This window comes from Micromonospora sp. H61, from assembly GCF_018070325.1.
Taxonomy (GTDB): domain Bacteria; phylum Actinomycetota; class Actinomycetes; order Mycobacteriales; family Micromonosporaceae; genus Micromonospora; species Micromonospora salmantinae.
This window is the reverse complement of record NZ_JAGPXY010000046.1, coordinates 23,089-49,739: the sequence shown is the minus strand read 5'-3', so window position 1 is coordinate 49,739 and position 26,651 is coordinate 23,089. Positions and strand designations below refer to the sequence as shown.

25 protein-coding genes and 1 pseudogene are annotated in these 26,651 nt (G+C 72.1%); 12 read left to right on the top strand and 14 right to left on the bottom strand.

The window, feature by feature from the left end:
• The 3 genes and pseudogenes from KBX08_RS21795 to KBX08_RS21785 form a co-directional block, all read left to right on the top strand.
• Window positions 1-268 (top strand): annotated as a pseudogene (locus tag KBX08_RS21795) (ABC transporter ATP-binding protein); the annotation flags it as partial.
• A gap of 10 nt (window positions 269-278) precedes the next feature.
• A complete protein-coding gene (locus KBX08_RS21790; RefSeq protein ID WP_210785272.1) occupies window positions 279-1,016 on the top strand; it encodes an ABC transporter permease in 738 nt (245 codons plus the stop codon).
• Between the two features lie 94 nt (window positions 1,017-1,110).
• Window positions 1,111-1,875 carry a VOC family protein gene (locus KBX08_RS21785; protein ID WP_091395664.1) on the top strand — a complete coding sequence of 255 codons (765 nt, stop codon included), beginning with the start codon at window positions 1,111-1,113 and terminating at the stop codon, window positions 1,873-1,875.
• A gap of 16 nt (window positions 1,876-1,891) precedes the next feature.
• On the opposite strand, the gene KBX08_RS21780 is transcribed toward KBX08_RS21785, so the two are convergent.
• From KBX08_RS21780 to KBX08_RS21765, 4 genes are all read right to left on the bottom strand, one after another.
• Window positions 1,892-2,695, bottom strand: coding sequence for an ABC transporter ATP-binding protein (locus KBX08_RS21780; protein ID WP_210785271.1), 804 nt, complete (start codon window positions 2,693-2,695; stop codon window positions 1,892-1,894).
• Window positions 2,692-3,720 (bottom strand): iron ABC transporter permease, encoded by a 1,029-nt coding sequence (locus KBX08_RS21775; protein ID WP_238687154.1) that lies wholly within the window; start codon window positions 3,718-3,720, stop codon window positions 2,692-2,694. The genes KBX08_RS21780 and KBX08_RS21775 overlap by 4 nt, the downstream gene beginning before the upstream one ends.
• A gap of 184 nt (window positions 3,721-3,904) precedes the next feature.
• Entirely contained in the window at window positions 3,905-4,834 is a 930-nt protein-coding gene (locus KBX08_RS21770) for an ABC transporter substrate-binding protein (RefSeq protein ID WP_210785270.1), read from the bottom strand.
• A gap of 365 nt (window positions 4,835-5,199) precedes the next feature.
• On the bottom strand, window positions 5,200-7,077 hold the full coding sequence (locus KBX08_RS21765) for a M14 family metallopeptidase (protein ID WP_210785269.1): 1,878 nt from the start codon (window positions 7,075-7,077) through the stop codon (window positions 5,200-5,202).
• Between the two features lie 210 nt (window positions 7,078-7,287).
• Between KBX08_RS21765 and KBX08_RS21760 the strand changes: the two genes are divergently transcribed.
• Window positions 7,288-8,625 carry a C39 family peptidase gene (locus KBX08_RS21760; protein ID WP_210785268.1) on the top strand — a complete coding sequence of 446 codons (1,338 nt, stop codon included), beginning with the start codon at window positions 7,288-7,290 and terminating at the stop codon, window positions 8,623-8,625.
• 98 nt (window positions 8,626-8,723) lie between these two features.
• Here KBX08_RS21760 and KBX08_RS21755 read toward each other — a convergent pair whose 3' ends face one another.
• From KBX08_RS21755 to mqnE, 3 genes are all read right to left on the bottom strand, one after another.
• Entirely contained in the window at window positions 8,724-8,999 is a 276-nt protein-coding gene (locus KBX08_RS21755) for a DUF4229 domain-containing protein (RefSeq protein WP_210785267.1), read from the bottom strand.
• 73 nt (window positions 9,000-9,072) lie between these two features.
• Window positions 9,073-9,510, bottom strand: a complete 438-nt coding sequence (locus tag KBX08_RS21750; RefSeq protein ID WP_091395682.1) for a hypothetical protein — start codon at window positions 9,508-9,510, stop codon at window positions 9,073-9,075.
• A 23-nt stretch (window positions 9,511-9,533) separates the two neighbouring features.
• Window positions 9,534-10,703: an aminofutalosine synthase MqnE gene (gene mqnE, locus KBX08_RS21745; RefSeq protein ID WP_210785266.1), complete on the bottom strand. Its 1,170-nt coding sequence runs from the start codon at window positions 10,701-10,703 to the stop codon at window positions 9,534-9,536.
• Window positions 10,704-10,942: 239 nt separating this feature from the next.
• Between mqnE and KBX08_RS21740 the strand changes: the two genes are divergently transcribed.
• From KBX08_RS21740 to KBX08_RS21725, 4 genes are all read left to right on the top strand, one after another.
• Complete coding sequence (locus KBX08_RS21740) at window positions 10,943-12,475, top strand: C40 family peptidase (protein WP_210785265.1); 1,533 nt, start codon at window positions 10,943-10,945, stop codon at window positions 12,473-12,475.
• A 114-nt stretch (window positions 12,476-12,589) separates the two neighbouring features.
• A complete protein-coding gene (locus KBX08_RS33935; protein WP_238689277.1) occupies window positions 12,590-14,074 on the top strand; it encodes a hypothetical protein in 1,485 nt (494 codons plus the stop codon).
• A 353-nt stretch (window positions 14,075-14,427) separates the two neighbouring features.
• A complete protein-coding gene (locus KBX08_RS21730; RefSeq protein WP_210785273.1) occupies window positions 14,428-16,350 on the top strand; it encodes a DEAD/DEAH box helicase in 1,923 nt (640 codons plus the stop codon).
• Window positions 16,351-16,452: 102 nt separating this feature from the next.
• A complete protein-coding gene (locus tag KBX08_RS21725) occupies window positions 16,453-17,073 on the top strand; it encodes a putative glycolipid-binding domain-containing protein (RefSeq protein WP_124854297.1) in 621 nt (206 codons plus the stop codon).
• A gap of 86 nt (window positions 17,074-17,159) precedes the next feature.
• On the opposite strand, the gene KBX08_RS21720 is transcribed toward KBX08_RS21725, so the two are convergent.
• From KBX08_RS21720 to KBX08_RS21710, 3 genes are read right to left on the bottom strand one after another with little or no spacing between them, the layout of a single operon-like run.
• Window positions 17,160-18,251 carry a PLP-dependent cysteine synthase family protein gene (locus KBX08_RS21720; protein WP_210785264.1) on the bottom strand — a complete coding sequence of 364 codons (1,092 nt, stop codon included), beginning with the start codon at window positions 18,249-18,251 and terminating at the stop codon, window positions 17,160-17,162.
• 32 nt (window positions 18,252-18,283) lie between these two features.
• Window positions 18,284-19,114: an SDR family oxidoreductase gene (locus KBX08_RS21715; protein ID WP_210785263.1), complete on the bottom strand. Its 831-nt coding sequence runs from the start codon at window positions 19,112-19,114 to the stop codon at window positions 18,284-18,286.
• Window positions 19,115-19,164: 50 nt separating this feature from the next.
• Window positions 19,165-19,623 carry an Lrp/AsnC family transcriptional regulator gene (locus tag KBX08_RS21710; RefSeq protein ID WP_091395696.1) on the bottom strand — a complete coding sequence of 153 codons (459 nt, stop codon included), beginning with the start codon at window positions 19,621-19,623 and terminating at the stop codon, window positions 19,165-19,167.
• Window positions 19,624-19,893: 270 nt separating this feature from the next.
• Between KBX08_RS21710 and KBX08_RS21705 the strand changes: the two genes are divergently transcribed.
• Window positions 19,894-20,160 (top strand): BldC family transcriptional regulator, encoded by a 267-nt coding sequence (locus tag KBX08_RS21705; RefSeq protein ID WP_007454516.1) that lies wholly within the window; start codon window positions 19,894-19,896, stop codon window positions 20,158-20,160.
• Between the two features lie 146 nt (window positions 20,161-20,306).
• Here KBX08_RS21705 and KBX08_RS21700 read toward each other — a convergent pair whose 3' ends face one another.
• Window positions 20,307-20,936 (bottom strand): UbiX family flavin prenyltransferase, encoded by a 630-nt coding sequence (locus tag KBX08_RS21700; RefSeq protein WP_210785262.1) that lies wholly within the window; start codon window positions 20,934-20,936, stop codon window positions 20,307-20,309.
• A 152-nt stretch (window positions 20,937-21,088) separates the two neighbouring features.
• Between KBX08_RS21700 and KBX08_RS21695 the strand changes: the two genes are divergently transcribed.
• The gene (locus KBX08_RS21695) at window positions 21,089-22,075 is read left to right on the top strand and encodes a terpene synthase (protein WP_210785261.1); all 987 of its coding nucleotides are present in this window, start codon (window positions 21,089-21,091) and stop codon (window positions 22,073-22,075) included.
• 21 nt (window positions 22,076-22,096) lie between these two features.
• Here KBX08_RS21695 and mqnP read toward each other — a convergent pair whose 3' ends face one another.
• Together mqnP and KBX08_RS21685 are read right to left on the bottom strand one after the other, a co-directional pair.
• The gene (mqnP, locus tag KBX08_RS21690; RefSeq protein WP_210785260.1) at window positions 22,097-23,008 is read right to left on the bottom strand and encodes a menaquinone biosynthesis prenyltransferase MqnP; all 912 of its coding nucleotides are present in this window, start codon (window positions 23,006-23,008) and stop codon (window positions 22,097-22,099) included.
• Window positions 23,008-24,468, bottom strand: a complete 1,461-nt coding sequence (locus tag KBX08_RS21685) for a menaquinone biosynthesis decarboxylase (protein ID WP_210785259.1) — start codon at window positions 24,466-24,468, stop codon at window positions 23,008-23,010. The genes mqnP and KBX08_RS21685 overlap by 1 nt, the downstream gene beginning before the upstream one ends.
• A 150-nt stretch (window positions 24,469-24,618) precedes the next feature.
• Between KBX08_RS21685 and KBX08_RS21680 the strand changes: the two genes are divergently transcribed.
• On the top strand, window positions 24,619-25,494 hold the full coding sequence (locus tag KBX08_RS21680) for an alpha/beta fold hydrolase (protein ID WP_210785258.1): 876 nt from the start codon (window positions 24,619-24,621) through the stop codon (window positions 25,492-25,494).
• Window positions 25,495-25,518: 24 nt separating this feature from the next.
• Here KBX08_RS21680 and KBX08_RS21675 read toward each other — a convergent pair whose 3' ends face one another.
• Window positions 25,519-26,073, bottom strand: coding sequence for a carboxymuconolactone decarboxylase family protein (locus KBX08_RS21675; RefSeq protein ID WP_210785257.1), 555 nt, complete (start codon window positions 26,071-26,073; stop codon window positions 25,519-25,521).
• Between the two features lie 83 nt (window positions 26,074-26,156).
• Between KBX08_RS21675 and KBX08_RS21670 the strand changes: the two genes are divergently transcribed.
• Complete coding sequence (locus KBX08_RS21670) at window positions 26,157-26,633, top strand: MarR family winged helix-turn-helix transcriptional regulator (protein ID WP_210785256.1); 477 nt, start codon at window positions 26,157-26,159, stop codon at window positions 26,631-26,633.
• Window positions 26,634-26,651 lie beyond the last annotated feature (18 nt).

Here is a 26,651-nt window from a genome sequence, read left to right as displayed (position 1 = left end):
GATCGCCGACAGCCTGCCCGACCTGCCCGGGGTGGTGCGCACCGAACGGGTCGACGGTCGGCTGCACCTGCTCACCACCGACGCCGACGAGCTGGTCCGCGCGCTGGTCACCACCCAGACCCCGTTCACCGACCTGGAGGTACGGCCGACCTCGCTGGAGGAGGCGTTCCTCGCCATCACCAGCGGAGAAGCGACCAGCGGAGACGTGCCCGCCGGCACCGACCGACCCACCACCGCCGCTGCCGGCGGCCGACCCACCACAGTCTGAGGAGGCGACAGTGCAGCTCGCCCTGGTCCACGCCCGCTACCAACTCCTGGAGATCATCCGGATCCCGGTGGCAGTGTTCGGCAGCGCGTTCTTTCCGGCCGCCGCCATGATCTTCTTCGTGGTGCCGTTCGCCGGTGACGACGCGGTCGGTGCCACCTACGCCACCGCGTCGATGATCACCTTCTCGGTGATGAGCGCCAACATCTTCCAGTACGGCGTCGGTGTCGCCGAGGACCGCGACCAGCCCTGGAACCCGTACACCCGGACCCTGCCGGCCGGGCCCGCGCCGCGGTTCGCCGGCCGGGTGCTGGCCGGTCTGGCGCTGACCTACCTCTCGCTGATCCCGGTCGTGGTGATCGGCGCGACGCTGACCGCGGCCCAGGTCACCCCGGCAGCGTTCCTGCTGGCTCTCGGCACCGTGGCGGTCATCTCGGTGCCGTTCACGCTGATGGGGCTCGCCATCGGCTACTCGCTGCCGAGCAAGGCGGCGATCGTGGTGGCGCAGGTGCTCTTCCTGCCGCTCGCGTTCGGCGGCGGCCTGCTCTCCGCGCCGGGCGACGCGCCCGGTTTCATCGAGACGATCGCGCCGTACCTGCCCACCCGGGGCGCTGCCGAACTGATGTGGGCGTCGGTGGCCGACTACGACGTGGAGCCGCTGGCACTGATCATGCTCGGTGTCTGGGTGGTGCTGCTCGCCGCGCTCGCCGGCTGGGCGTACCGGCGGGACGAGGGTCGCCGGTTCAGCTGACGATTCGTCCGTTTCCGCCCCGGGCCGCGGCGGGACGGTGCCAGGATTCCGGCAGGGGGCCGCCGTGGCCGCCCGGGCCGAGAGGGGTCTTGACGTGAGCACCGTCCCGCCGGGTACGCCCTGCTGGGCCGACCTGGCCACCCCGGACCTGACCGACGCGCGGCGCTTCTACCCGGAGCTGTTCGGGTGGACCGGCCAGGTCACCCCGGAGCCCGAGGCGGGCGGTTACACGGTCTTCCTGCTCGACGGTAAGCCGGTGGCCGGCGCCGGCCCGCCCGCGATACCGGACCAGATTCCGATCTGGTCGACGTACCTCGCCACCGACGACGCAGAACTGGTCGCCGGCCGGGTCGAGCGGGCCGGCGGGCAGGTCGTCGTACCCCCGTTCGAGGTCTTCGACCGGGGCTGGATGGCAGTCTTCGCCGATCCGGCCGGCGCCACGTTCAGCGTCTGGCAGCCACTGGCCATGGCCGGTGCCGAGGTGTTCAACGTGCCGGGCGCGATGAGCTGGAACGAGCTGGTCACCCCCGACCCCGAGGGCGCGAAGGTCTTCTACGAGCTGGTGTTCGGCTGGCAGCCCGACGACCAGGCGGTGGGCGCGATGACGTACACCGGGTGGCGGCTCGGGACCCAGATCGTCGCCGGGATGATGCCGCCGCTGGCCGACGACTTCCCGGCCGACCTGCCCGCGTACTGGACGGTGTACTTCGCGGTGGCCGACGCGGACGCCGCCGCGGCCCGCGCCGCCGAGCTGGGCGGAACGATCCTGGTCCCGCCCCGCGACATCCCGGCGGGCCGCTTCGCCGCCCTCCGCGACCCCCAGGGTGCCCTCTTCTCCGTCATCGACCTGGGCCCCTGACCCAGCGTCTGCATGCTCAGGGGCGGGTGGGACGCACGGGGACCACCAGGGGGCCGTGGGCGCCGGGGACCACCCGGACGCTGGCCCGGTAGTGGGTGGCGAGCAGTTCCTCGGTCAGCACCTCGGGCGGAGTCCCGGCGGCCACCACCTGACCGGCGGCGAGCATCACCATCCGGTCGGCGTACTCACCGGCCAGCGAGAGGTCGTGCATCGTGGCCAGCACGGTCAGGCCGTGCTCGCGGCGTAGCTGGTCGACGACTTCGAGCACGTCCTGCTGGTGGCCGATGTCGAGCGCGCTGGTCGGCTCGTCGAGCAGCAGCAGCGTCGCGCCCTGGGCGAGCGCGCGGGCGAGGAACACCCGCTGCCGTTCGCCGCCGGAGAGGGTGGCCAGCTCGCGACGGTGGAAGCCGGCGAGGTCCAACCGCCCCAGCACCTCGTGCACGGCGTCGACGTCGGCTGTCGACTCCCGGCCCAGGGTCGGAATGTACGGGGTGCGGCCGAGCAGCACGTAGTCCAGCACCGACATGCCGGGCGGCACCACCGGGGACTGTGCCACAGTGGCCACTATCCGGGCGCGGTCCCGACGGCGCAGCGCGGCACTCGGCGTACCGAAGAGAGTGATCGCCTTCGGCGCGGGCAGCAGGCCGCCGACGGCCCGCAACAGGGTGGATTTGCCGGCGCCGTTCGGGCCGATCACTGTGACCCACTCGCCGACGGCGACGGTGAGGTCGACGCCGGTCAGGATCGGCGTGCCACCGAGGGCGACGTGCAGCCCACGCACCTCGACGGCCGGCGTGCCGGCGGCGGGTTCGCGGCTCACGTGAGCACTCGCCGGGCGGTCCGCAGCACGAGGACGAAGAACGGGCCGCCCAGCAGGGCGGTCACCACTCCGATCGGCAGCTCGGACGGAGCGGCGACGGTGCGGGCCACCACGTCGGTCAGCGCCAGGAACGCGCCGCCGAACAGCAGTGACATCGGCAGGATCACCCGGTAGCTGGACCCGGCGAGCAGCCGGACGGTGTGCGGCACGATGATGCCGACGAAGCCGATCAGACCGGTCGCGGAGACCGCCGCGGCGGTGCCCAGCGAGGCGGCGGCGATCAACAGGTATCGGGTGCGCTGCGGGTGCAGGCCCAGACTTCTCGCCTCGTCGTCGCCGACCGCGAGGACGTCCAGCTCGCGGCGGTGCAGCAGCACCACGACTGTGGTCAGCGCGGCGTACGGCAGCACCAGCAGCACGTCGTGCCATCCGGCGGTGGCCAGCCGACCGAGCAACCAGGAGTAGACCGGCTGGATGCTGTCGGCGTGTCGTTGCAGGAGGTACGTCTGCCCGGCGGAGAGGAACGCGGAAACCGCCACCCCGGCCAGGATCAGCATGGCCGGTGACCCGCGTCGCCCACCGGCCGCGCCGAGCACGTAGGTCATGGTGACGGCGAGCAGCGAACCGGCGAACGCGGCCAGCGGAATGGTCATCGGCAACCCGGAGAGCGTGCCCTGCCGGCCGGCGCCGCCGAGAGCGATCGCCGCGGTGACCGCGAGGCCGGCGCCGGCGGCCACACCGAGCAGGTACGGGTCGGCCAGCGGGTTGCGGAACACGCCCTGGTAGCAACCACCGGCGAGGGCGAGCAGACCGCCGACGAGCAGGCCCAGCACCACCCGGGGCAGGCGCAGCTCGGTGACGATCGCGATCTCACGCTCGGTCAGCCCGCTGTCGAGGTGCACCCCGGGAAACAGGTTGAGCAGCTCGGCGGCGACGCTGCCCGGGGGCAGGCTCACCGGGCCGAGGGACACCCCGACGACGAGCGCGACGAGCACCGCGACCAACCCGGCGACCAGCCACCGCATGCGCAGCCCGGCGGGCCTGGCCCCGGACGGCAGCCCAGCCCGCCGGGCCCCGGAGGACGGCAGCCCGGCGGGCCGGGCCGCGGAACGTGGCTCGGCCCGCGGGGACGACGGCGGCGGCTCGGCCGGCCGACCGGTTGGTGCCGGATCGGACACCTGTCGCGGCCCGGTCACCGACGGACGACGGTCACGCGGGCACCTTGGCGACCGCGCCGATGATGACCCGGAGCAGGTCCACGACCCGTGGGCCCCAGCGGGAGGCGATGTCATCGTCGAGGGCGACGACCTGGTTGTTCTTCACCGCGGTGAGGCCGGCCCAGCCACTGCGCGCCTTGACCGTGTCGGCGCTCTGCTGGCAGCACTTGGCATCGGCCAGGAAGACGAAGTCCGGGTCGGCCTTGACGATGAACTCCTGGGACAGCTGCGGGTAGCCGAAGTTCTTACCGTCCGCGTCGGCCGGGTCGGCGATGTTGGTCAGACCGGCCTGGCTGTAGAGCGAGCCGATGAAGGTCTTGCTGGTGGCGCTGTACAGCTCCGGGCCCAGTTCGTGGAAGTAGGTGAGCTTCTCGGCGCGCTGCGGCAGGTCCTTGACCAGCTTGGCGATGTCGTCCTTCATCCGGGTGGCGACGTCGGTGGCCTGGTCGGCGTGCCCGGTCAGCGTGCCCAGCTCGGTGATCTGCCGGTACGAGTCGTCGAGCGTGACCGCCGCCGGGGTCTGGTACACCGGAATCTTCAGCTTGCCGAGCTGTTCGACGATCTTGTTGCGGTCGTCGGAGAGCACCACCAGGTCGGGGTTCTTACCGGCGATCGCCTCGGCGTTCGGCTGGAAGGCGGAGAGGTCGGTCTTGGGCACGTCGGCCGGGTAGTTCGACTGGTCGTCGACGGCGGTCACCTGCGGGCCGGCACCGATCGCGAAGAGCATCTCGGTGGCGGTGGGCGACAGCACGACGATCTTCTCGGGGCGCTTGTCGAGGGTGAGCGCGCCGACGGTGACCGGGTAGGCGGCGGCAGCGGTGCCGGCTTTCGGCTGGTCGTCGGCCTTCTCGGCGCAGGCGCCGAGGGCGAGTGCGGTGACCGCGAGGGTCGCCGCGAAGAGCCGAGGGGTACGTCTGAACATGGGGGCCTCCTGTCGGTCGAGGAGTGTGGTGCTTCGCCGACAGGGACTTTCGTACGCCCGCCCACGAGGCGCCCTTCCTCGAGAGCGCGTTTCGCGACCGATCCGTAGGCGACCTGGCTCGTCCCCACCTACCGGTGGGGCATCACAGTTGCGGGACAGCGCCGGGTTTCGCACCGGCTTCGCTGCGGACTGGTCGCTATGACGGTAGCGCACCGCCAGGACGTGCCGGATCGATCAAGGGCCGGTCGGCAGTCGTCGATACCTCGGACACCCGCACCAGGCGAGGCGGGGAGGCTTATGTCCGAGATCCTGGGGTTTCGGAGCGGGTGGTGGGGCCCGCCGGGGCGGGACGGGGCCCCACCCGATCAGGAGGACGTGATGGTGACGTTGTCCACAGCCGCCTCCACCAGGCTGGCTCCGGACGCGTCCGCCGCCTCGACGAGCACGCGGACCGACTGGCCGGCGTACGGGGTGAGGTTGAGGTTGGCTACCGCCCAACTCCCGTTGCGGTTGCTGGCCGCGCCGGCCTGGGTGAGCAGCGCCGTGGTGCCGCCGTTGTGCACCACGCTCACCCGCAGGTAGTCCGCTGACGAGGCGTTCGAGCCGTGCGCCAGGTACCAGGCGAGCGACAGGGTCAGCGTGCCGGACGACGGCAGGCTCACCGCCGGGGACCGGGCGCTGGTCACGCCGCCGTCCACGTCGTAGTCGCCGGCCGCCGCGCCGGCGAGCCGGCCGGTGACCAGGTCGTTGGACCCGGCGTACGGGGTGAGCTGCTTGGCCCCGGAGGACGTGGTCGCCTGGGCGGCGCCCCGCTCGAACGCGCCGAGGGTGGCGGTGTCGGTGCCGGCCGGGTTGATGGTCCAGCCGGTGGCGGTCTCGAAGGTGTCCGACCAGACAGTGGTGCCGCCACCGCCGCCGCAGTACTGCGACTGCTTGCCGATGGCCCGGTACGGGCAGTCGGCGTACTCGCTGAGGATCAGCACCGCCTCCCGGTTGCGCGAGGTCTGCGCCGGGATCACCTCGTCGGGCGGGTAGAAGCCGCCACCACCGGACGAACCCGGGTACATCTCGAACGTGTACGCCCAGATGTTGTGGGTGGCCCACATCCAGTCGATGCTGTCCCCGTCGGTGATGTAGAGGTCGCTGGACTGTTCCGGCGTGTAGCCGTTGGTGGCCGCCATCTGCTGACCGATGGTGGCGAAGGTGTTGTACTGGTCCGCGTTCATCCCGGTCGCGGTGTTCGCTGTGGTGTAGCCGTAGGGCCAGAGCACCAACTGCGAGTACGTGTGGAAGTCGATGTTGGCCTTGATCTGCTGGACACCGCCGACCACCCGGCCGTTGACGAAGGTGCGCAGCGCCTGCGTCTCGGGCGCGGAGAACGCCGACGGCCCCCGGTAGGTCTCCGACGAGGTGCTGCCGGACGAGCCGCCGCAGCATCCCCAGTTGTAGGACCAGTTGCGGTTCAGGTCGGTGCCGACGTTTGACGAGCCGCTGTTGGGCTGCCGGTTCTTGCGCCAGGACCGGTACGACCCGGTGGCGATGTCGTACTCGCTGCCGTCCGGGTTGACCGTCGGGACGATCCAGAGCTCCCGGCCGTTGACGATGTTGGTGATCCGGGCGTCGCTGCCGTAGCCGTCGGTGAAGAGGTTGAGCAGGTAGATCGCCATCTCGACGGTCAGGTGCTCACGGGCGTGCTGCTGGGAGTTGAACAGGATCTCCGGCTCGTTCTCGTCGGTGCCGACGTTGTCGGAGATCTTCACGGCCATCAGGTCGCGGCCCTCGTACGACGAACCGATGCTGATCTTGCGGGCGATCGCCGGGTGGTCGGCGACGACCTGGTTCACGACGGCGGTCAGTTCCGCGTAGTCGTGGTAGTTCGAGTCGGCCGGCGGAAAGGCCAGCGCGCCGAAGTCGCCGGCACCGCGCTCGGCGTTGGGTGGCGGGGCGAGCGGTTCCAGCCGGAAGCCGAGCTTGCCGATCGCGGCGGCCTCGCCCGCGGTGGCCGAGATGTGCAGCACGCCGTGTTCGGAGTAGTCGATGGCGGCTCCGGTGCGGGCCACCGCGTTGCGGTCGGCGAGGGTCCGGGGCCCGAGCACCCGGTAGCCGGCGGCGGCCTGCTCAGCGGTGCGGTCCGGTGCCGGTCGGGCGGCGACCGGGCCGGCGGCGACGGTGACGATGCCCAGCCCGGTGATGACAGCGAGCACCAGGACACGGCGGAGGGGGGTGGGCGTGCGGAGGGCCATGGACTACCTCCTCGATGGGCGGAAGATCCCGCTCGGTGAAGGACACTTCACCACCTGTCACATGGTCATATCAATATTGATCGCTGCGTTGGCCATCCCAGGTGGATCATCGTGGCGGCAATGATTTTCGATCAGTCAACATCTGGCGAAACTTCCCTCCAAGCGGAAAACTCACCAGCGACGATGCCCCCTCGACACCGCGGAGCACCAATGGCCAGATCCCGCCTGCGCGCGGCCGCCCTCGCCGGCGTCACCACGCTCACCCTGCTCACCAGCGCCGCGCCCGCGCTGGCGGTCCACCCGCCCGCCCCCGCCCACGACGAGCAGATCACCTACCAGGACTGGTCCGGGCCCGCCGACTGGCACCGGGGCAGCCGGGACGGCACCCGCGTCGTGCCCGGCGCCCGAGCGGGCGTCACCCTGGCCCGTCCGGCCGGCACCATCGAGTACGCGGACCCGCACACCGGCGCCACCCGCACCTGGGAGTACGGCACCTGGACCTCGCCGGTGACCCGGGTCGGGTTCGACGCCACCGAGCTGATCGCCTCCTGGAACGCGGAGACCCCCGCCGGCACCTGGATCCAGGTAGAGATGCAGGGCAGCTACACCAGCGGCGACCAGACCCCGTGGTACGTCCTGGGTCGCTGGGCGTCCGGCGACACCGACATCTTGCGGACCAGCGTCAACCGGCAGGGCGACCCCTGGTCGACGATCTGGACCGACACCTTCAGCATCGACGACGCCGCCGCCGGGGTGCTGCTGCGTTCGTACCAGCTCAAGCTGACCCTCTACCGCACACCAGGGCAGAGCGCCGCCCCGGTGGTCCGGATGTTGGGCGCGATGAGCTCCACGGTGCCGGACCGGTTCACGGTGCCGCCGAGCGCCGGGCACATCGCCTGGGGTCGGGAACTGCCGGTGCCGCGCTACTCGCAGAACGTGCACTCCGGGCACTACCCCGAGTACGACGGCGGCGGCGAGGCGTGGTGCTCACCCACCTCGACGGAGATGGTGGTCGAGTACTGGGGACGCAAACCGTCGGCGGCCGACACCTCCTGGGTGGACCCGACCTACCCCGACCCGACGGTCAACCACGCCGCCCGGATGACCTACGACTACGCCTACGACGGCGCGGGCAACTGGCCGTTCAACACCGCGTACGCGGCCAGCTTCCCCGGGCTGGAGGGCCGGGTGACCCGGCTGCACTCGCTGGACGAGCTGGAGCGTTTCATCGCCGCCGGCATCCCCGTCGTGACCAGCCAGTCCTTCCTCGCCAGTGAGCTGGACGGGGCGAACTACGGCACCTCCGGGCACCTCTTCGTGGTGGTCGGCTTCACCGCCGACGGCGACGTGATCGTCAACGACCCGGCCTCGTCCAGCAACGACGTGGTGCGCAACGTCTACAAGCGTGCGCAGTTCGAGCAGATCTGGCTGCGCACCAAGCGCACCAACGCCAGCGGCGGCGTCTCCGGCGGCTCCGGCGGCATCGCGTACCTGATCAAGCCCACCGCGAAGCCCTGGCCCAAGGTCCCCGGCTCCACCAACTGGTAGACCACCCGGCCCGGCCCCACCCCGCCCGGCCCCGCCGAACGCGGGTGATCAAGAGGTTTGCGTCACCGGAAGCCGATTCCGTGACGCAAACCTCTTGGTCAACGGGAGGGCTGGTCGGTGGGGGGCTGGTCGTCTTCGCCGGCTAGGGCGGAGCGGAGGCGTTCCTTCTCAGTGCGGCGGCGCTCGGCCGCTTCGGCGATCTCCCCGGCCATCTCGTCCCGCCACCCGCGCAGCAGGAAGAAGGAGAGCGCGGCGGAGAACACCAGCGCCAGCATCAGCTTCAGGAACACGTTCATGTCGATCAGCCAGAGGCCCGCGAGCACGGCGACGAACAGCCCGATCCGGCCCAGCGTGTACTTCAGCGCGGCGCTCACCTGCACCACTCCGTTCTCTCCGTCGCCCGCCGCTGCCGGCGGAAGGGTCGAACCGCCCGACGGGCGGTCGTGGTCAGCCGGTCCGGCGGGCCAGCCAGCGGACGCCCGGGAACCAGAGGGCCGCGTACGCCACTGTGAACGCCCCGGCCGCCAACGCGCCGGAGAGCAGCGGCGGCAACCCCGCGCCCAGACCGGCGATCAGCAGCCCGGCGAACACCCCGACGGCGGCGGCGACCACGGCGGCCACCACCCGGGCCGCGCCGAACTCCCAGGCCCGGAAGTCGTCCCAGAACAGCCAGGCCGGCAGGATCACCGCCAGCCAACCGTTCGTGTGCCCGAAGTCGCCGGCGCCGATCGAGGCGAACGCCCAGTCGAACAGCACCAGCGCGAGCACGCCGATGACCAGGCCGGCCAGGCACACCCCGAGCAGATCGCCCAGGGTACGGATGCGGCCCTCGGCGTCCCGGCGGGGAAAGCCGCTCTGCTGCTCAGGTCCTCGTTGCTCGGTCATCGACTGCGAGGGTACGTGGTGGCTCAGGCCCAGACCTGCTGCGGCTCGGCGCGCCGCTGCGCCAGCGACGGGGCCTTGTCGTACTCCCGGACCACGTTGTAGCGGGTGTCCCGCTCGACGGGCTGGAAGCCGGCGTCCCAGATCAGGTGCAGCAGGTCGTCCCGGTGCATGGTGTTCGGGGTGCCGTACGAGTCGGCGTCGTGGGTGATCTTGTATTCGACGACGGAGCCGTCCAGGTCGTCCACGCCGAAGTTCAGCGAGAGCTGCGCCACCGACAGCCCGTGCATCACCCAGAAGTTCTTCAGGTGCGGCACGTTGTCGAAGAGCAGCCGGGAGACGGCGAACGTCTTCAGCGACTCGGCCGGCGAGGCCATCGTGGTGCGCGCCTGGATCCGGTTACGGATCTTGCCGTCCGCCGAGTCGACGAAGTCGTGCTGGTAGCGCAGCGGGATGAAGACCGCGAAGCCGCCGGTCTCGTCCTGCAGCTCGCGCAGCCGCAGCACGTGGTCGACGCGGTGCCGGGGCTCCTCGATGTGGCCGTACAGCATCGTCGCCGGGGTCTTCATGCCCTTGCTGTGCGCCAGGGCGTGGATGCGTGACCAGTCTTCCCAGTGGCAGGCGTGGTCGACGATGTGCTGCCGGACCTCCCAGTCGAAGATCTCCGCGCCGCCACCGGTCAGCGACTCCAGGCCGGCGTCCATCAGCTCGTCGAGGATCTCGTCGGCGCTCAGGCCGCTGATCTTCTCGAACCACTGCACCTCGGTCGCCGTGAAGCACTTGAGCTTGACGTTCGGCAGCGCCGCCTTCAGCTCGCGCAGCACCTTCGGGTAGTAACGCCAGGGCAGCGTGGGGTGCAGGCCGTTGACGATGTGCAACTCGGTGAGCTGCTCGTCCTCCATCTCCTTGGCCTTGCGGACCGCCTCGTCGATGCGCATCGTGTACGCGTCCTTCTCGCCCGGCTTGCGCTGGAACGAGCAGTACGCGCACGACGCCGAACAGACGTTCGTCAGGTTGAGGTGCCGGTTGACGTTGAACATCACCCGGTCGCCGTTCAGCTCGGTGCGCTTGTGGTGCGCCAGCCGCCCCAGCCAGGTCAGGTCGTCGCTCTCGTAGAGGGCGACCCCGTCCTCCCGGGTCAGCCGCTCACCGGCGTACACCTTCGCTTCGAGCTCACGCTTGAGTCCGGCGTCCATGGCACGTCCCTTCCACCTGCGGTCCGGATCGAGCGTACGTCGCGGCGCCGACGGGCCCGGCGGCACGGTCACCGGCAGCGACCCACTTCACCAGACTCTCAGCCTCCCGTAACCCGACAACGCATCGACATGAGTGGCGCGGTGCGGTAGTAACAAGGTGGGGCGGAACACACACACTGGTACCGTCCCGGCGGTCGCGCCCACCGAGCGCGGCGACGAGCGGTTGGACGGGGAGCGGCATGGTCTACAGCGGGCGCGGGCGACGGCAGCGACGACGGAGCCCGGTGATCTCGCCGGTCCTACGTCCGAAGCTCTGGGCCGCCCTGCTCGGCGCGATCGCCGCGGCCGTGCTGGCCACCCCCGCGTACGCGGAGCCCGGCGTGCCGACCACAGTGCCGGACACCGGTTCGCGCCCGGCGGTCACCGGCTCGATTCAGCTGCCCGGCGGCGCGCCGGTCGCCGGCGTGCCCGCCCCTCCGGTGGTCAACATCGGCAACGGTCCGCTGGCCACCGCGATCTCCGCCGGTGAGGTCCAGGTCGGCGCGCTCGGCGAGGCGTTGCTGGTGAGTCGGCAGAAACGCGTCGACGCCCAGGCGCAGCTCGACGCGGCCGGCAAGGCCCTGGCAACCGCACAGGATGCCCTGCTCCGGGCCCAGCAGACGGCCGACACCGCCGCCGCCGAGGCCGTCAAGGCCGCCGCCGCGCTGCCGCCGGGCGACTTCGCCCAGGACATCCGCGGGCTCAGCCGCCTCCAGGCGATCACCCGTGGCGAGAAGGTCGACGGCGGCACCACAGGCGTGGCCGGGGAGCTGTCCCGGGCCCGCGCCGGCGAGCAGGCCGCGTACCAGAAGCACAGCCAGGCCAAGGATCTGCTCGTCGCCGCCGAGGCGGAGTTCACCGCCGGTGAGACGGCGCTCCGCACCGCCGAGGCGAGCCTGCTCAAGCTGCGCCGGGACAACGCCGCCGCGCTGATCGAGATCGAACGTCAGCAGGAAGCCGCCGAGCAGCAGATCGGCGCCGGCTACGTCTCCAACCAGAGCATCAGCGGCATGGCCGCGCACCCCCGGGCACTGGCCGCGGTCCGGTACGCGCTCGCCCAGCTCGGCGACCCGTACAAGTGGTCCGAGGAGGGGCCGAACCAGTTCGACTGCTCCGGCCTGATGTGGGCGGCGTACCGGTCCCCCGGCGCCGACTACTTCGACCTGCCCCGGGTCTCCCGCGACCAGTACGCCGCCACCCGGGGCCGTACCGTCCCGCAGAGCGCGCTACTCCCCGGCGATCTGCTCTTCTTCGCCTCGGGCAGCAGCTGGACGACGATCCACCACGTCGGCATGTACATCGGCAACGGCAAGATGGTGCAGGCGCCCACCACTGGCGACGTCGTCAAGATCTCGGTCGTCCGCTGGTCCCGGTTGTACGCCGCCACCCGGGTGATCGGCGCGGTGCCGGCACCGGTCGTGACCAACCCGACCCCGCCCGTCTCGACCCCGAAGCCGACGCCGTCGCCCACGAAGACCACCAAGCCGACGCCCACGAAGCCCACGAAGCCCACCAAGCCGACGCCGACGCCCACGCTGACGACCACCCCGACGCCCACCCCGACCGGCAGCACCACGCCGAAGCCGTCGAACACCCCGACCACCACTCCGACGACGACGCCGAAGGCCAGCACGAGCGCGACGGCCAGCGCGTCTCCGACGACCACGCCGAAGGCCAGCACGAGCGCGACGGCCAGTGGCAGCGCGACGGGCAGCCCCAGCGCCACGGGCTGATCCGCCACGACCGGCTCCGGCTGTCCGCTCGGGAAGATCTGTGGCACCGTGACAACCAGGCACATCCGACCCGACGTCACGGGTCCGGGTGCGAGCATGGCGCGGAGGGCGGAAATGGCCGAGCAGAGAGATCCGGCGGAGACTGTCGACCCCGTGGTCGACCAGGCCGGTCCACCAGGGCCGGACACCGCCGACCCGGTGGCCGCCAGCGACGCCAGCCCGGCTGCCACCAGCTCGACAGGCAGCGACACCGGCTCGACGGCCGCCGGCTCCGCTGACAGCGACGCCGCCCCGGCTGTCAGCGGCACGGTCGGCAGCGGCACGGCAGTGGTCGGCGCGGACGCCTCGACCGACGCCGATGACGACGCATCGGCGGGCGACGAGCGACAGAGCCCGGCCGCCGCACCGGTCCGCGCACGTGCCAGCGTCGGGACCGCCGGGGCTTCCCGCAGTGACCTGCCGGCCAGCGCTCCGGTCACCGCGACCACCTACCGTGCGACCGGCTCGGCCAGCCCGGCCGACGTGTCGTTGCCGGGCCAGCGAAGCGACTCCTCCGCGTCGGCCCGGGCCAGCGCCACGGTTCCGAGCAGCAGCCGGGGCACTGCCAGCGCCCTGGGCACCCCGGACCGTCGCGAGAGCGCGCCCGCCGTCTATCGAGCCACGCCGGTGGGCGCCGAGCCGGCCCAGCCTCCGACGCCGTCGACTCCGGAGCCGGAACCGGACCCCACGCCACCCGGCCCCGGGCCGACCCAGCCGTCGCCACCGGAACCGGAGCCCGCGCCGGCCCCGGGTCCGTACCCGCCCGACCCGGTGCCGACGCCGGGTCCTCGACCCACGCCGCCGCCCGGTCCGGTTCCGCCCGTTCCGGGCCCGCCGACCCCGCCGCCCTCGCCGGTGCCGCCCATCCCCGGCCCGCCGACGCCGCCCGTCCCGAGCCCGCCGCTGCCGCCACCCGGTCCGCCGGTGCCGGCACCACCGGCGCCGCCCGGCCCGATGCCGGCACCGCCGTTTCCGCCGCCGCCCGCGATGACCGACACGCCCGGCGTACGAGCCAGCGCTTCGGTCTCCGCACCGCCGGCCGGGTGGCCGTCCCCCGGTGGGGCGACCCGCCCGACGTCCGGTGCCGGATGGGCCGGGTCAGCTCCCTCCGCGCCACCGGTGGTGCCCGCGCCAGCGCTGCCGAGCTGGCCACCGTCCGCCGCCGGGGCCTCTTCGTCGACCGGGAACACCGGAAACTCCCGCATGACAGCGCCGGCGAGCGGCCCACCGGGTGGTTCCGCCGGACGGGACGCTGCCGGCGCCCGTGGTGGACGGCACGACAGTCGCACCGATTTGGCCGGCACCGTCTACGGCAACGGCGAGGGCGCCGGCTTCACCACTGTCGCGATACCCGCCAACGCGGTGGAGACCTCCGGCTCGCTGACCGGGCACATCCTGGCCCAGGGTTGGTCCGACACGCCGGCCGAGCGGTCCAGTAACGCCCGGGTGATGATCGTCCTGGCCGCCGCTCTGGGGCTGCTGGTGGCGATCAGTGTCATGGTCGTCCTGCTGGCCGGCGACGCCCTGGACGGTCTGGTGGGCAGCGTGCTCAAGGGGTGAGCCAGCGAGCGCCAGCGATGGTGAGTCCGCCCACTACGGTCGGTCAACCGGCTGGCGGCTTCGCCAGACCGCCGTACACTGGCTGAGATCACTGACCCGGCGCGCGTGGTGTGCGCCCCTGGGCGATCTTGCGGGCGATCCGGCGGTAAAGCCGCGGCAGGCCATCGCGAAGATGCGCCCCGCTCGAAAGGTTTTTGTTGACCACCTCTGCTGACCCCAGCACCGTTACGTCCGTTTTCAACTCAGTCCCGGCGGCCGACGCCGCCCGGGAGCAGCTCGACGTCCCCCCGAGCGAGGCCGGCACCGCGCCGGTGGCGACCGCGCAGGCCGAGCCGACCGAGACCGCCGAGCCGATGAGCTTCGCCGCTCTCGGCCTGCCCGAGCCGCTGGTCCGCGCGCTGGCGCAGCAGGGCATCACCAGCCCGTTCGAGATCCAGCGGGCCACCGTTCCGGACGCGCTCGCCGGCCGCGACGTGCTGGGCCGCGGGCAGACCGGTTCGGGCAAGACGCTCGCCTTCGGGCTGCCGATGATCGCCCGGCTGTCCAACCGCAACCGGGCCCGGCCGATGCGTCCGCGCGCCCTGGTCCTGGTGCCCACCCGCGAGCTGGCCATGCAGGTCAACGACGCCCTGGTGCCGCTGGGCAAGTCCGTCGGCATCTTCCTCAAGACCGCCGTCGGCGGCGTTCCGTACGACCGTCAGATCGACGCGCTACGCCGCGGCGTGGAGATCATCGTGGCCACCCCGGGCCGGCTCGGCGACCTCATCGAGCGGGGCATCTGCCAGCTCGACGACGTCGAGGTCACGGTGCTCGACGAGGCCGACCAGATGGCCGACATGGGCTTCCTGCCCGAGGTGACCGATCTGCTGGCGAAGACGCCAGCGAACGGTCAGCGGCTGCTGTTCTCGGCCACCCTGGACGGTGACGTCGACGCGTTGGTCAGGCGGTTCATGACCGACCCGGTCACCCACTCCACGGCGCCGTCCACCGCCTCGGTGTCCACCATGGACCACCACATGCTGTTGATCCCGCCGCACGAGAAGTTCCCGGTGGCGGCCTCGATCGCCGCCCGGGACGGTCGGACAATGGTCTTCGCCCGTACCCAGCTCGGGGTGGACCGGCTGGTCGAGCAGCTCGCGGCCGTCGGCGTACGCGCCGGTGGGTTGCACGGCGGCAAGACCCAGCGGATGCGCACCAAGACGCTCGCCGAGTTCCGTGAGGGCCGGATGAACGTGCTGGTCGCCACGGACGTGGCGGCGCGAGGCATCCACGTCGACGGGGTCACCCTGGTGCTGCACGTCGACCCGCCGAAGGACCCCAAGGACTACCTGCACCGCGCGGGGCGTACCGCCCGGGCCGGCGAGTCGGGCGCTGTCGCCACGCTGGTGCTGCCCAAGCAGCGCCGCACCACCCTGGCGATGATGGAGAAGGCCGGCGTCGCGCCGGCCGAGACCCGGGTCCGGGTCGGGGACGCGGCGTTGGCCGAGCTGGTCGGCGCCCGCGAGCCCAGTGGCGTCCCGGTCCGCGTCGAGGCGGAGCCCCGGGGCTACGGCGACCGCTCCGGCGGGTCGCGCCGGTTCGACGACCGCTCCGGCGGCCCGCGTCGGTTCGGTGACCGCACGGGAGGCGAGCGCCGCTACGGCGACCGGCCGCAGGGCGACCGGCGCTTCGGCGACCGGCCCACCGGCGAGCGCCGCTTCGGCGACCGCCCGCAGGGCGACCGGAGCTACAGCGACCGGCCGCAGGGCGAGCGGGGCTACGGTGACCGGCCGCAGGGCGACCGGAGCTACAGCGACCGCCCGCAGGGTGAGCGGCGCTACGGCGACCGGCCCACCGGCGAGCGCCGCTTCGGCGACCGCCCGCAGGGCGACCGGAGCTACAGCGACCGCCCGCAGGGTGAGCGGCGCTTCGGCGACCGGCCGCAGGGCGACCGGCCGCAGGGCGACCGGAGCTACGGCGACCGGCCGCAGGGCGAGCGGCGTTACGCCGATCGGGACACCCGGGGACACGGCGACCGGCCGCAGGGCGAGCGGCGGTTCGGCGACCGGCCGCAGTTCGGTGACCGCGACGGTCGGGGCGACCGGCCCACCGGCGAGCGCCGCTTCGGCGACCGCCCGCAGGGTGAGCGGCGCTTCGGCGACCGGGACGCTCGGGGTGGGTTCCGCCCGGAGAGCCGGGTCCGGGACGACCGGCCCCGCGACGACCGGCCCCGCGAGGACCGCCCACGTGACGATCGGCGCGGTTTCGGCGGGCGACCGGCAGCGCGTACCCACTGATTGATCCACCGAACGCCGTCGTGAAGCCCAGGCTTCGCGGCGGCGTTCGCGCATGCCCTGCCGATACCGAGCAGGTCGCGTAACGTCCGGCTCATGCCGACCATGCCGAAGTCAATCTTCTGGTCCCGGACTGACACCGCCGGCAGCGAGCAGGTCCTGCTCGACGACGGCCACGGGTTGGCGGCCCGGGGCACTCTGCTCGCCGTGGACCCGATCCCGTGGACCGCCCGCTACCAGCTGACCACCACGCCGGACTGGGCCACCACCCGGGTCGAGGTCGAGGCAGAGGGTCTCGGCTGGCTGCGCCGGGTGACCCTGGAGCGGGCCGCCGGCCGCTGGCGGGTGACCACCGCCGAGCAGGGCGACCTGGACGCGGCCCTGGTCGCGGCCGGTCACCGCCGGGCCGGTCTGCCGGGTACGGACGACCCGGACCGGCTGGCCGACGCGCTCGACGTCGACCTGAGCGGTTCGCCGCTGTTCAACACCCTGCCGGTCCACCGGCTTCGGATGGCGGCCGAGCCGGCCGACGTGGCGCACCGGATCACCGTCGCCTGGGTGCTGCTGCCCGGCCTGGAGGTGGTGCCGGCCGAGCAGATCTACACCGGGCTCGGGCCGGGTCGGGTGCGCTTCGCCAGCGGCACCTTCACTGCCGACATCGACCTGGACGACAGCGGCTACGTGGTGCGCTACCCCGGGCTGGCCGAACGGATCGACCCGCGCTGATCACCGGGCCGGCGGGCCAGGCCCGGCCGATCGGCCTCAGAGGACCAGGCCCCGCTGACGGCCCCAGGCAGGTCCCGCTGGCCGCCTCAGGCGGGCCAGGCCCCGCTGGCCAGGAAGCGGTCGATGGTGGCCAGGTGCGGGGTCAGGTCGAGGCCCTGGGCGGCCACCCAGTCGTCGGCGTAGTACGTGTCCGCGTACCGGTCGCCCGGGTCGCAGATCAGGGTGACCACCGAGCCGGTCCGACGCTCGGCGAGCATCCCGGCGATCAGGCCGAACGCGCCCCACAGGTTGGTTCCGGTGGACCCGCCCACCCGGCGGCCGAGCAGCGCCGATCCGGCGCGCATGGCGGCCAGTGACGCCGCGTCCGGCACCTGGACCATCCGGTCCACCACCGAGGGCAGGAACGACGCCTCCACCGTGGGCCGGCCGATCCCCTCGATGCGGGACCCCTTCCCGGTGCGTACCGACCAGTCGGCGGCCAGCCAGGCCGGGTAGAACGCCGAGTTCTCCGGGTCGACGACGCAGAGCTTGGTGGCGAGCCTGCGGTACCGGGCGTAGCGGCCGATGGTCGCGCTGGTGCCCCCGGTGCCGGCGCCCACCACTACCCAGGCGGGAATCGGGTGCCGCTCCAGCTCCAACTGCGCGTAGATCGACTCAGCGATGTTGTTGTTGCCCCGCCAGTCGGTCGCCCGCTCGGCGTAGGTGAACTGGTCCATGAAGTGCCCACCGGAGTCCTCGGCGAGCCACCGGGCCTCGACCACCACGCTCGCCGGGTCGTCCACCAGGTGGCACCGACCGCCCTGGAACTCGATCTGCGTAATCTTCTCGGGCGAGGTGGAGGCGGGCATCACCGCGATGAACGGCAGGCCCAGCATCCGGGCGAAGTACGCCTCGGAGACCGCAGTGGAACCCGACGACGCCTCGACGATCGTGGTGCGCGGCCCGATCCAGCCGTTGCAGAGCCCGTAGAGGAACAGCGAGCGGGCCAGCCGGTGCTTCAGCGAGCCGGTGGGGTGTGACGACTCGTCCTTGAGGTAGAGGTCGATCCCCCATTCCCGGGGCAGCGGGAACGGCAGCAGGTGGGTGTCGGCGGACCGGTTCGCGTCTGCCTCGACAGCGGCGATCGCCTCGGTCACCCAGGTTCGGCTGGATTCGTCGCACCGGTCGAGATGAGTCACGCTCGGAAACCTAGCAAGCGGGCCAGCGGTGGTCAGCGCGGGTCCGGTGGCGTTGACCTGCGGCGTTGGCGGCGCTGACCGGCGCGGCCGGCGGCCCGGACGAGCGGGGTGAGTGCGACAGCCAGCCTTGGCAGTGCGTCCAACAGGCGTACCTGGGCTCCCCGCCAGCGGGGCAGGCTGACCACCGGACGTGGCCGGCGGGCCAGCCGGACCGCCCGGGCCGCCACCTGCTGCGCGGTCAGCATCGATCCGGTGAACGAGGCCACCGCCCCCGGGTCGTCCAGCCGGTCGTGCAGCATCGGTGTCCAGATGCCGTCCGGGCAGAGGCAGGAGACGTGCACCCGCCGGTACCCGGCCATCCGCAGGTCGGACAGGGTGCCGAGGCTGAACGCCAGCAGGGCGTGCTTGCTGGCCGCGTACACCGTCTCGCCGGGCGCGGCGACCAGCCCGGCCAACGAGACGACGTTGAGCACGTGGCCGTGGCCCTGCCCGCGCATCACTGTCAGCGCGGCCAGGGTGCCGTTCATGGCACCGTGGGTGTTCACGTCGAGCACCCGACGGCGGGTCGCGGCGTCGTGCTCCCACGACGCCCCGGTGACCAGGATTCCGGCGTTGTTGACCCAGAGGGCGAGGTCGCCCCGACCTGCCGCGTTCGCGGCGACGGCGGCGCAGGCGTCCTCGTCCCGGACGTCCAGGGCGGCCGACCAGCCGCCGAGCGGCGCAGCGGCGCTCCGCACCGCCACCGGGTCGAGGTCGGTGAGCAGCACCGACCAACCGTCGGTGTGCAGCGCGGTGGCGATGGCGCGGCCCAGGCCGCCGGCAGCGCCGGTCACCACGGCCACGGGACGCGCCGGCGGGGTCATCGGCGCACGCTACCGCCGGCCGCCCGGGCGACACCAGGGGTAAGCGGCGGTCAGGCCGCGGGCGGGCCGACCGGCTGGGGGCGGTTCTCCCACTTGGTGGAGAGCGCGATGGCGGTACGGGTGGAGGCCACCCCCGGCGTCCGGTTCAACCGCACGATCAACTGCTCCAGCTCGGCGATCGTGCCGACCCGCGCCTTGAGCAGGAACGACTCCACGCCGGCCATGAAGTAGCAGGACTCGATCTCGGGCAGCACCCGCAGCGACTCGAGCATGTCGTCGCTGTCGGCGCCGGAGTCCTCCACGATGCCGATCAACGCGGTGACACCCAGCCCGATCGACTCCGGGGCCACGTCCGCGCGGTAGCCCCGGACCACGCCGCTGCTCTCCAGCTTGCCGACCCGCTCGTGCACGGCCGGGGCCGAGAGGCCCACCTGTCGGGCCAGCTCGGCGTACGAGAGTCGGGCGTTGCCGCGCAGCAGGTCGACGAGGCTCAGGTCGATGGCATCCACAGAGAGTGACCTTAACCGCTGACACGTAACGTGCGGCCTTCGGCACCCGTTGGACTGAGCGGTGAGTCACTGTTCATAAACCGCCGGTCAGGGCAGAGGTAGCACCAGTAACATTACTAACTCCCCACTCAGTGCATTTTTCGCGTTTGGGCGGACAGGCCATGTCCCTGGTGCTGTAATTGCCATACGTCCCTCATGACGGCTCTGGGCTACGCACCAGCCGGGGGCAGTGTGTTCAGCCGGGGGCTTCGTCGACGCGAGGAGGGGGCTGTGGACACTGGAGATCGCCTGCTGACACCGGGTGAGGTCGCCGCGCTGTTTCGGGTAGACCCGAAAACTGTGACGAGATGGGCGGCGGCCGGCCGGATAGGAAGCATCCGGACTCCAGGCGGGCATCGCCGGTTTCGGGAATCCGAGGTGCGAGCCCTGCTTGAGGGGGAGGGCATGCTGGACGAGGTGGATGAGGTCGGTAAGCCACGCAATGTGGGGCCGGCGGCATCCACGGGGCCGGGTCCGGCCAACGCCGGCATGTACTGAACTGGTGCGGACAACGCCACGCGGACCGGACACCAGTCCGGTCCGCGTCCCGCTTCGACCAACCGCCGGGCGGCGGCACCGCTCGTGCTGAGCAGCGGCAACGATGCCAGCGCGAGCGGGACGGCTTCGCTTCCGGCTGCGCCGGCTCAGCCTCGGGCTGCGCCGAGCTGGCCGGACCACCGCCGGAACAGGGTGTGCGGGACGCCGAGCGCGTCCAGCACCTTGCCGGCCACGAAGTCGACCAGCTGCTGCGCGCTGGCCGCAGCCCCGGCACCGTAGAAGCCGGGGCTGGCCGGCAGCACCACCGCGCCAGCGTCGTGCAGGGCGATGAGGTGCTCCAGATGGCTGCGGGTCACCGGTGTCTCCCGGGGGACCAGCACCACGGGACGGCGTTCCTTGAGGTTGACCTCTGCGGCGCGCTGCAACAGGTCCTTGGAGAGCCCGATCGCGATGCCCGCGCAGGCGGCCGTGCTGGCCGGGACCACCGCCATCCCGCGTACCCGGTAGGAGCCGCTGCTCGGCCCGGCGGCCAGGTCGCCGGCCGGCCAGTGCCGCACATCCGCCGTGGTCAGGTCCCGATCCAGCCAGGCGGCGAGGTCCTCGGCCCAGTGCCCGTCACGGAAGGGTCGGCCGGTCTCGTCGAGCACTGTGAGTCGTGCCGCCCGGGACACGATCAGGTCCACCGGCTCGCCCGCGTCGAGCAGCCCGCCGATGACGGCCGCCGCGTACGGCGTGCCGGAGGCACCGGAGACCCCGACCACCCATGGTATCCGCATGCCCCCAGCCTGCCTGGTCCGGCTGGTCCGCTGGTGGGCACCCCCGGGGTGGGTCTGGTCCGACATGTCGGACGGGGTACCTGCGCATCCCATCGACCTGACATGCTGCCGCTGGCGATTCGCACCGGAACCATCTCGAAGAGGAGGCATCGGTGACGACCGGCGAGATCCTCCGGGCGCTGCGTGCCGAATGTCCGATTCCGCCCCGGCTTCCACCACCACACACCGATCGTGTGCAGGACTGGCTGCTCGGTCTGCTGCCCGAGCTTGGCCTTCCACTGGACGATGCCGCGCTGCGCCGGCTGTCCCGGGGCGCCTTCGCCAGGTACGCCGCGCGGCTCTACCCGGCGGCGACCGAGGCCGACCTGCGGGTGCTGGCCGCGCTGTTCACCTGGTTCTTCCTGGTCGACGACGCCTGCGACGGGCCAAGTCGGTTGACGCCGGAGCAGATCCGGGCGCTGCGCAACGGCACCCTGGCGCTGCTGCACGACGGCACCCGACTGCGGCAGGCCGGGCTGACCGGCCCGCTGCGGCGACTGCTGGTGCTGGCCTGGCGGGAGCCGCGCCGCCGGATGCCGGCGCGGTGGCGGCAGCGTTTCGCCGACGCGGTGGCCCGACACCTCGACGGCACCTGGCAGGAGGCCGTCACCAAGGAGGCCGGCCGCCGTCCGAGCGTGGCCGAGTACGTCGAGCTACGTCGGTCGACCTCGGCGGCGGAGGTGTCGTACCCGCTCGTGGAGTTCGTCAGCGGCCGGCCACTGCCCGACCCGGTCTACCACCACCCGCTGGTGCGTCAGATCGCCCGCACCGGCAACGACCTGCTCTCCTGGTACAACGACCTGGCCTCGCTGGAACGCGACCGGGTGACCGCCGGCGGGCACAACCTGGTCCTCGCCATCGGGGCCGAACTGGGCGTGCCGGAGACGGAGGCGGCCGAACGGGCTGCCGAGCACTGGCGGGAGGCGATGCGGCGCTTCGTCGCGTTGCGAGCCGCGGTGCCGTCGTTCGGCCCAGCCTTGGACGAGGCGGTCGCCGACCATCTCGACGGGATCGCGAACGCCGTGCGCGGGACCATCGACTGGACCTTCGAGAGCGCCCGCTACCCGGTCAGCACCAGCCCGCCGGCCCCAGGGCCGTAGGCCGAGCCGGACCACCCGCCCTCAGAGCCGTAGGCCGAGCCGGACCACCAGGTCGAGCAGGGCGAAGAGGAACAGCGCGATGCCGACGAACCCGTTGGCGGTGAAGAACGCCCGGTTGACCTTGCTGAGGTCGGTCGGGGTGACCACCAGGTGCTGGTAGGCGAACGCCACAGCGGTCAGCGCCAGCCCGATCCACCAGAGCCAGCCGAGACCGATCAGCGCACCGAACCAGACGAACAGGGCGAAGGTCACCACGTGCGCGACAGAGGAGGCGTGCAGCGCGAAGCGCCGACCGTACCGGGCGGGCACGCTGTGCACGCCGATCTCCCGGTCGACCTCGGAGTCCTGGCAGGCGTAGATCAGGTCGAAGCCGCCGATCCACAGCCCCACTGCCGCGCCGAGCAGCCAGGCCGGCCCGGAGCCGTCCAGGGTGCCGGTGACCGCCAGCCAGGCGCCGACCGGGCCGACCGCCTGGGCGATGCCGAGGATGGCGTGCGGCCAGTTGGTGAACCGCTTGGCGTAGGGGTAGACGACCAGCGGCACCACGGCGAGCGGCGCGAGCACCAGGCAGAGCGGGTTGAGCAGGGCGGCGGCGACGAGGAAGACCACAAGTGCGACGGCCGCGCCGGTCCAGGCCGTCCGCACGCTCACCGCTCCGGTGACCAGTTCCCGACCGGCGGTACGCGGATTCCGCGCGTCGATCTTGCGGTCGAGGATCCGGTTGGCGGCCATCGCGAACGTCCGCGCCCCGACCATCGCCACGGTGATCAGCAGCAGGTCGAGCCACCGTACCCGCCCGCCGGCACCCTGCATCGCGGCCAGCGCGGAGAGGAACGCGAACGGCAGCGCGAAGACGGAGTGCTCGACGGCGACGAGCTTCAGGAAGGACCTGGTCCGGCCCGGCCTCGCCGTCGGTGCGTCGATGACGGCCATCAGATTCCGTACTCCTTCCACCGCTTGTCGACCAGGGCCGTGACTTCCGGGCTCATGCTCATTTCCTCCGGCCAACCGCGGGTGTAGCCCTCGGTGGGCAGCTTGCGGGTCGCGTCGACGCCGGCCTTACCGCCCCAGAACTGCTGGTACGACGAGTGGTCGAGGTGGTCCACCGGACCCTGGGTGAGCAGCAGGTCGCGGGCGTAGTCGACGTTGCCGAAGGCCCGGAAGGCGACCTCGTTGTAGTCGTGCACGTCGCAGTCCTCGTCGACGATCACGATCAGCTTGGTCAGCGACATCAGGTGCGCGCCCCAGATCGCGTTCATCACCTTCTGCGCGTGCTTCGGGTAGCGCTTGCGGATCGAGACGATCGCGCAGTTGTGGAAGACGCCGGCGGCCGGCAGGTCGTAGTCGACGATGTCCGGGATCATCAGCTTGAGCAGCGGCTGGAAGATCCGCTCGGTGGCCTTGCCGAGGCCGTGGTCCTCCTGCGGCGGCTTCGAGGTGACGATCGAGTGGTAGACCGGCTTGCGCTGCATGGTCATCGCCTCGATGTGCAGCACGGGGAACGGCTCGACCGGCGTGTAGAAGCCGGTGTGGTCGCCGAACGGCCCCTCGGGCAGCCGCTCACCCGGCTCCAGGTAGCCCTCCAGCACGATCTGCGCGTGCGCCGGCACCTGCAACGGCACGGTGAGGCAGTCGACCATCTCCACCCGCTCGCCGCGCAGGAACCCGGCGAACAGGTACTCGTCGATGTCACTGGGCAGCGGCGCGCTGGCCGCGTACGAGACGACCGGGTCGCAGCCGATCGCGATCGCGACCGGCAGGCGCTGCCCGAGCCGCTCGGCGACCGCGTGGTGCGCCGTCGAGTCCTTGTGGATCTGCCAGTGCATGCCCAGGGTGTTGCGGCCGTGCTGCTGGAGTCGGTACAGGCCGAGGTTGCGCTTGCCGGTCTCCGGGTGCTTGGTGTGGGTCAGCCCGTAGTTGTGGAAGATCCCGCCGTCGTCGGGCCAGACCTGCAACCCCGGCAGCCGGTTGAGGTCGACGTCCTCACCCCGGTAGACGACCTCCTGGCAGGGAGCGGTCTTCACCTTGCGCGGCGGCACCGACTTGAGCTGCATGACCTTGCCGAGGCCCTCCCGGATGCCCGACCAGCCGACCGGCAGCTCCGGCTTGATCATCGCGCCGATCCGGGCACCGACCTCGTCCAGCGAGTCGACGCCGAGGGCCATCGCCATCCGCTTCTCGGTGCCGAACAGGTTGATCGCCACCGGCATCTCGCCCCGGGTCGGACGCTCGAAGAGCAGCGCCGGGCCGCCGGCCCGCACCGTGCGGGTGACCACCTCGCTGATCTCCAGGGTCGGATCGACCGGGACGTCGATCCGGCGTAACTCCCCCGCGCGCTCCAGCGCCGCGATGAAGTCCTTGAGATCGGTGTACGGGAAGCCACGAGCCGCCATGCCGCCCAGTCTCCCACCGGCTCCCGCACGACCCAAGCCGGGTGCTGTGACGCTCGCGATCACCCGCCGTCAGCGCCTCGGGGCATGGCGGGCGCTTGAGCGGGTAGCCGGGCAGGCGGCAGCGGGGCGGGGCGGCGGACGGGGGCGGCGATGGGCGGGGAACGGGTTCCGGCGGGGTTCACCGAGCAACGGGCTCGGGTCGGCCAGATCACCATGAACTACGTCCGTGGCGGCGCCGGCCCGCCACTGGTGCTGCTGCACGGGTACCCGCAGTGTTGGTACATGTGGCGGCACCTGCTGCCCGAGTTGGGGCGCTCCTTCGACGTGGTCGCGCCCGACCTGCGCGGCTTCGGGGGCAGCGACGCCCCGGACGGCGGGTACGACAAGAAGACTGTCGCCGCCGACCTGCACGGACTGCTCGACCAGCTCGGCCTGGCCGGCGACCTTCGGCTGGTCGGGCACGACCTGGGGACCATGGTGGCGTACGCGTACGCCGCCGCACATCCGCAGCGGGTGACTCGGCTGGTGCTCAGCGAGGCGCCGATCCCCGACGAGAGCATCTACACGTTCCCCGCGCTCACCTCGGCCGGGCCCGGGGTGTGGAACTTCGGCTACTTCTCCCTCGGCAACGGGCTTCCGGAGGCGTTGGTCGACGGGCGGGAGTCGCTCTGGGTGGACAAGTTCACCGACGCGCTGATGGTGCGCAAGGGCAGCATCGCCGCGCCCGACATCGAGGAGTTCGCCAGCCACCTGCGCGACCCGGCGCACCTGCGGGCCAGCTTCGCCTACTTCCGGGCGTTCGAGCAGGACATCGCCGACAACGCGGCGTACCGGGGCACGAAGCTGACCATGCCGGTGCTGGCCGTCGGGGCGGCGGCCAGCCTCGGCGGGCAGGTCGCCGAGCAGGCCCGCCGGTACGCCGACGCGGTCCGCGGCGAGGTGATCGAGGACTGCGGGCACTGGCTGTACGAGGAGCGCCCGGACGAGATGCTCGCCCTGCTGCGCGACTTCCTTCAGGCGGCCTGAACCGCGGCCCGCCAGCGTCTTCGGTCAGGCGGCGGGCGTCCAGGCGTGGGCGGCCAGTGGCGGGTCGAGCGGTGCCCGGGTGAGCCGGTTGGCGAAGGTGGACATGGTGTACGCGCCGACGCCGAGGACCACGTCCAGCGCGTGCCGGGGCTGGTAGCCGGCGGCCAGGAAGTCGTCCATCTCGTCGTCGGGCACCGCGCCCCGGTGGTCGAGCACGGCCAGCGTGAATCGGCGCAGCGCCTCCAGGCGCGGGTCGGGCAGCACCGAGCCGGCACGCAGCGCGGTGATCAACTCGGGGGTCGCGCCGAGTCCGGTGAGCTTGCCGGTGTGCAGGGCGACGCAGAAATGGCATTCGTGACTCGTGGAGACCGTCAGGATGACCACCTCCCGGTCCAGCGGGGCGAGGTCGGTCTGCTCGAAGCCCGTGCTGGCGGTGAGGAAGCCGGTGAGCAACTGCGGCGAGTCGGCCATCAGCGCCACCGGGGTGGGCAGCCAGCCGAACCTGCCGCGTACTCCCTCGATGGACCGACGGGCGGCGGTGGGTGCGGTCTCAGCGGTGTGGGCGGTGAAGACGGACATGGTGACCTGCTTTCCTGATCCTGGTTCGGCGGACGTTACGATAGTCAACGTGGTTGACGAAATAGTAAACGTGGTTGTCGAACATGGCAACCGCTGATCCCGCGCGTCCCGGCTTCGCGCTGCCGCTGCTGCTGCTGGCCGGCTTCCGGACGCTGATCGACGACCTGCACGCCGAGCTGGCCCGAAAGGGGCATCCGGAGCTACGACCGCTGCACGGGTTCGTGCTCCAGGCCGTCGGCGCGGACGGCACCACCGCCACCGAGCTGGGCCAGCGGCTGGGCATCTCCAAGCAGGCCGCCGGCAAGACCGTCGACCGGTTGGTGGCCGTCGGCTACCTGGAGCGGGTCGACGACCCCTCCGACGCCCGACGCCGGTTGGTGCGGGTGACACCGCGCGGTGCCGACGGGCTACGCCGCTCGGCCGAGATCTTCGACCGGCTGCGTGCACAGTGGGCCGAGACGCTCGGCCCGGAACGGGTCACCGCGATGGAAGACGACCTCGGCACGATGGCCTCGGCCAACTGGTTCCGACTCGACGTGCCCGGCTGGTTCGGCGGCTGATCGTCGGCTGCCGGCCGG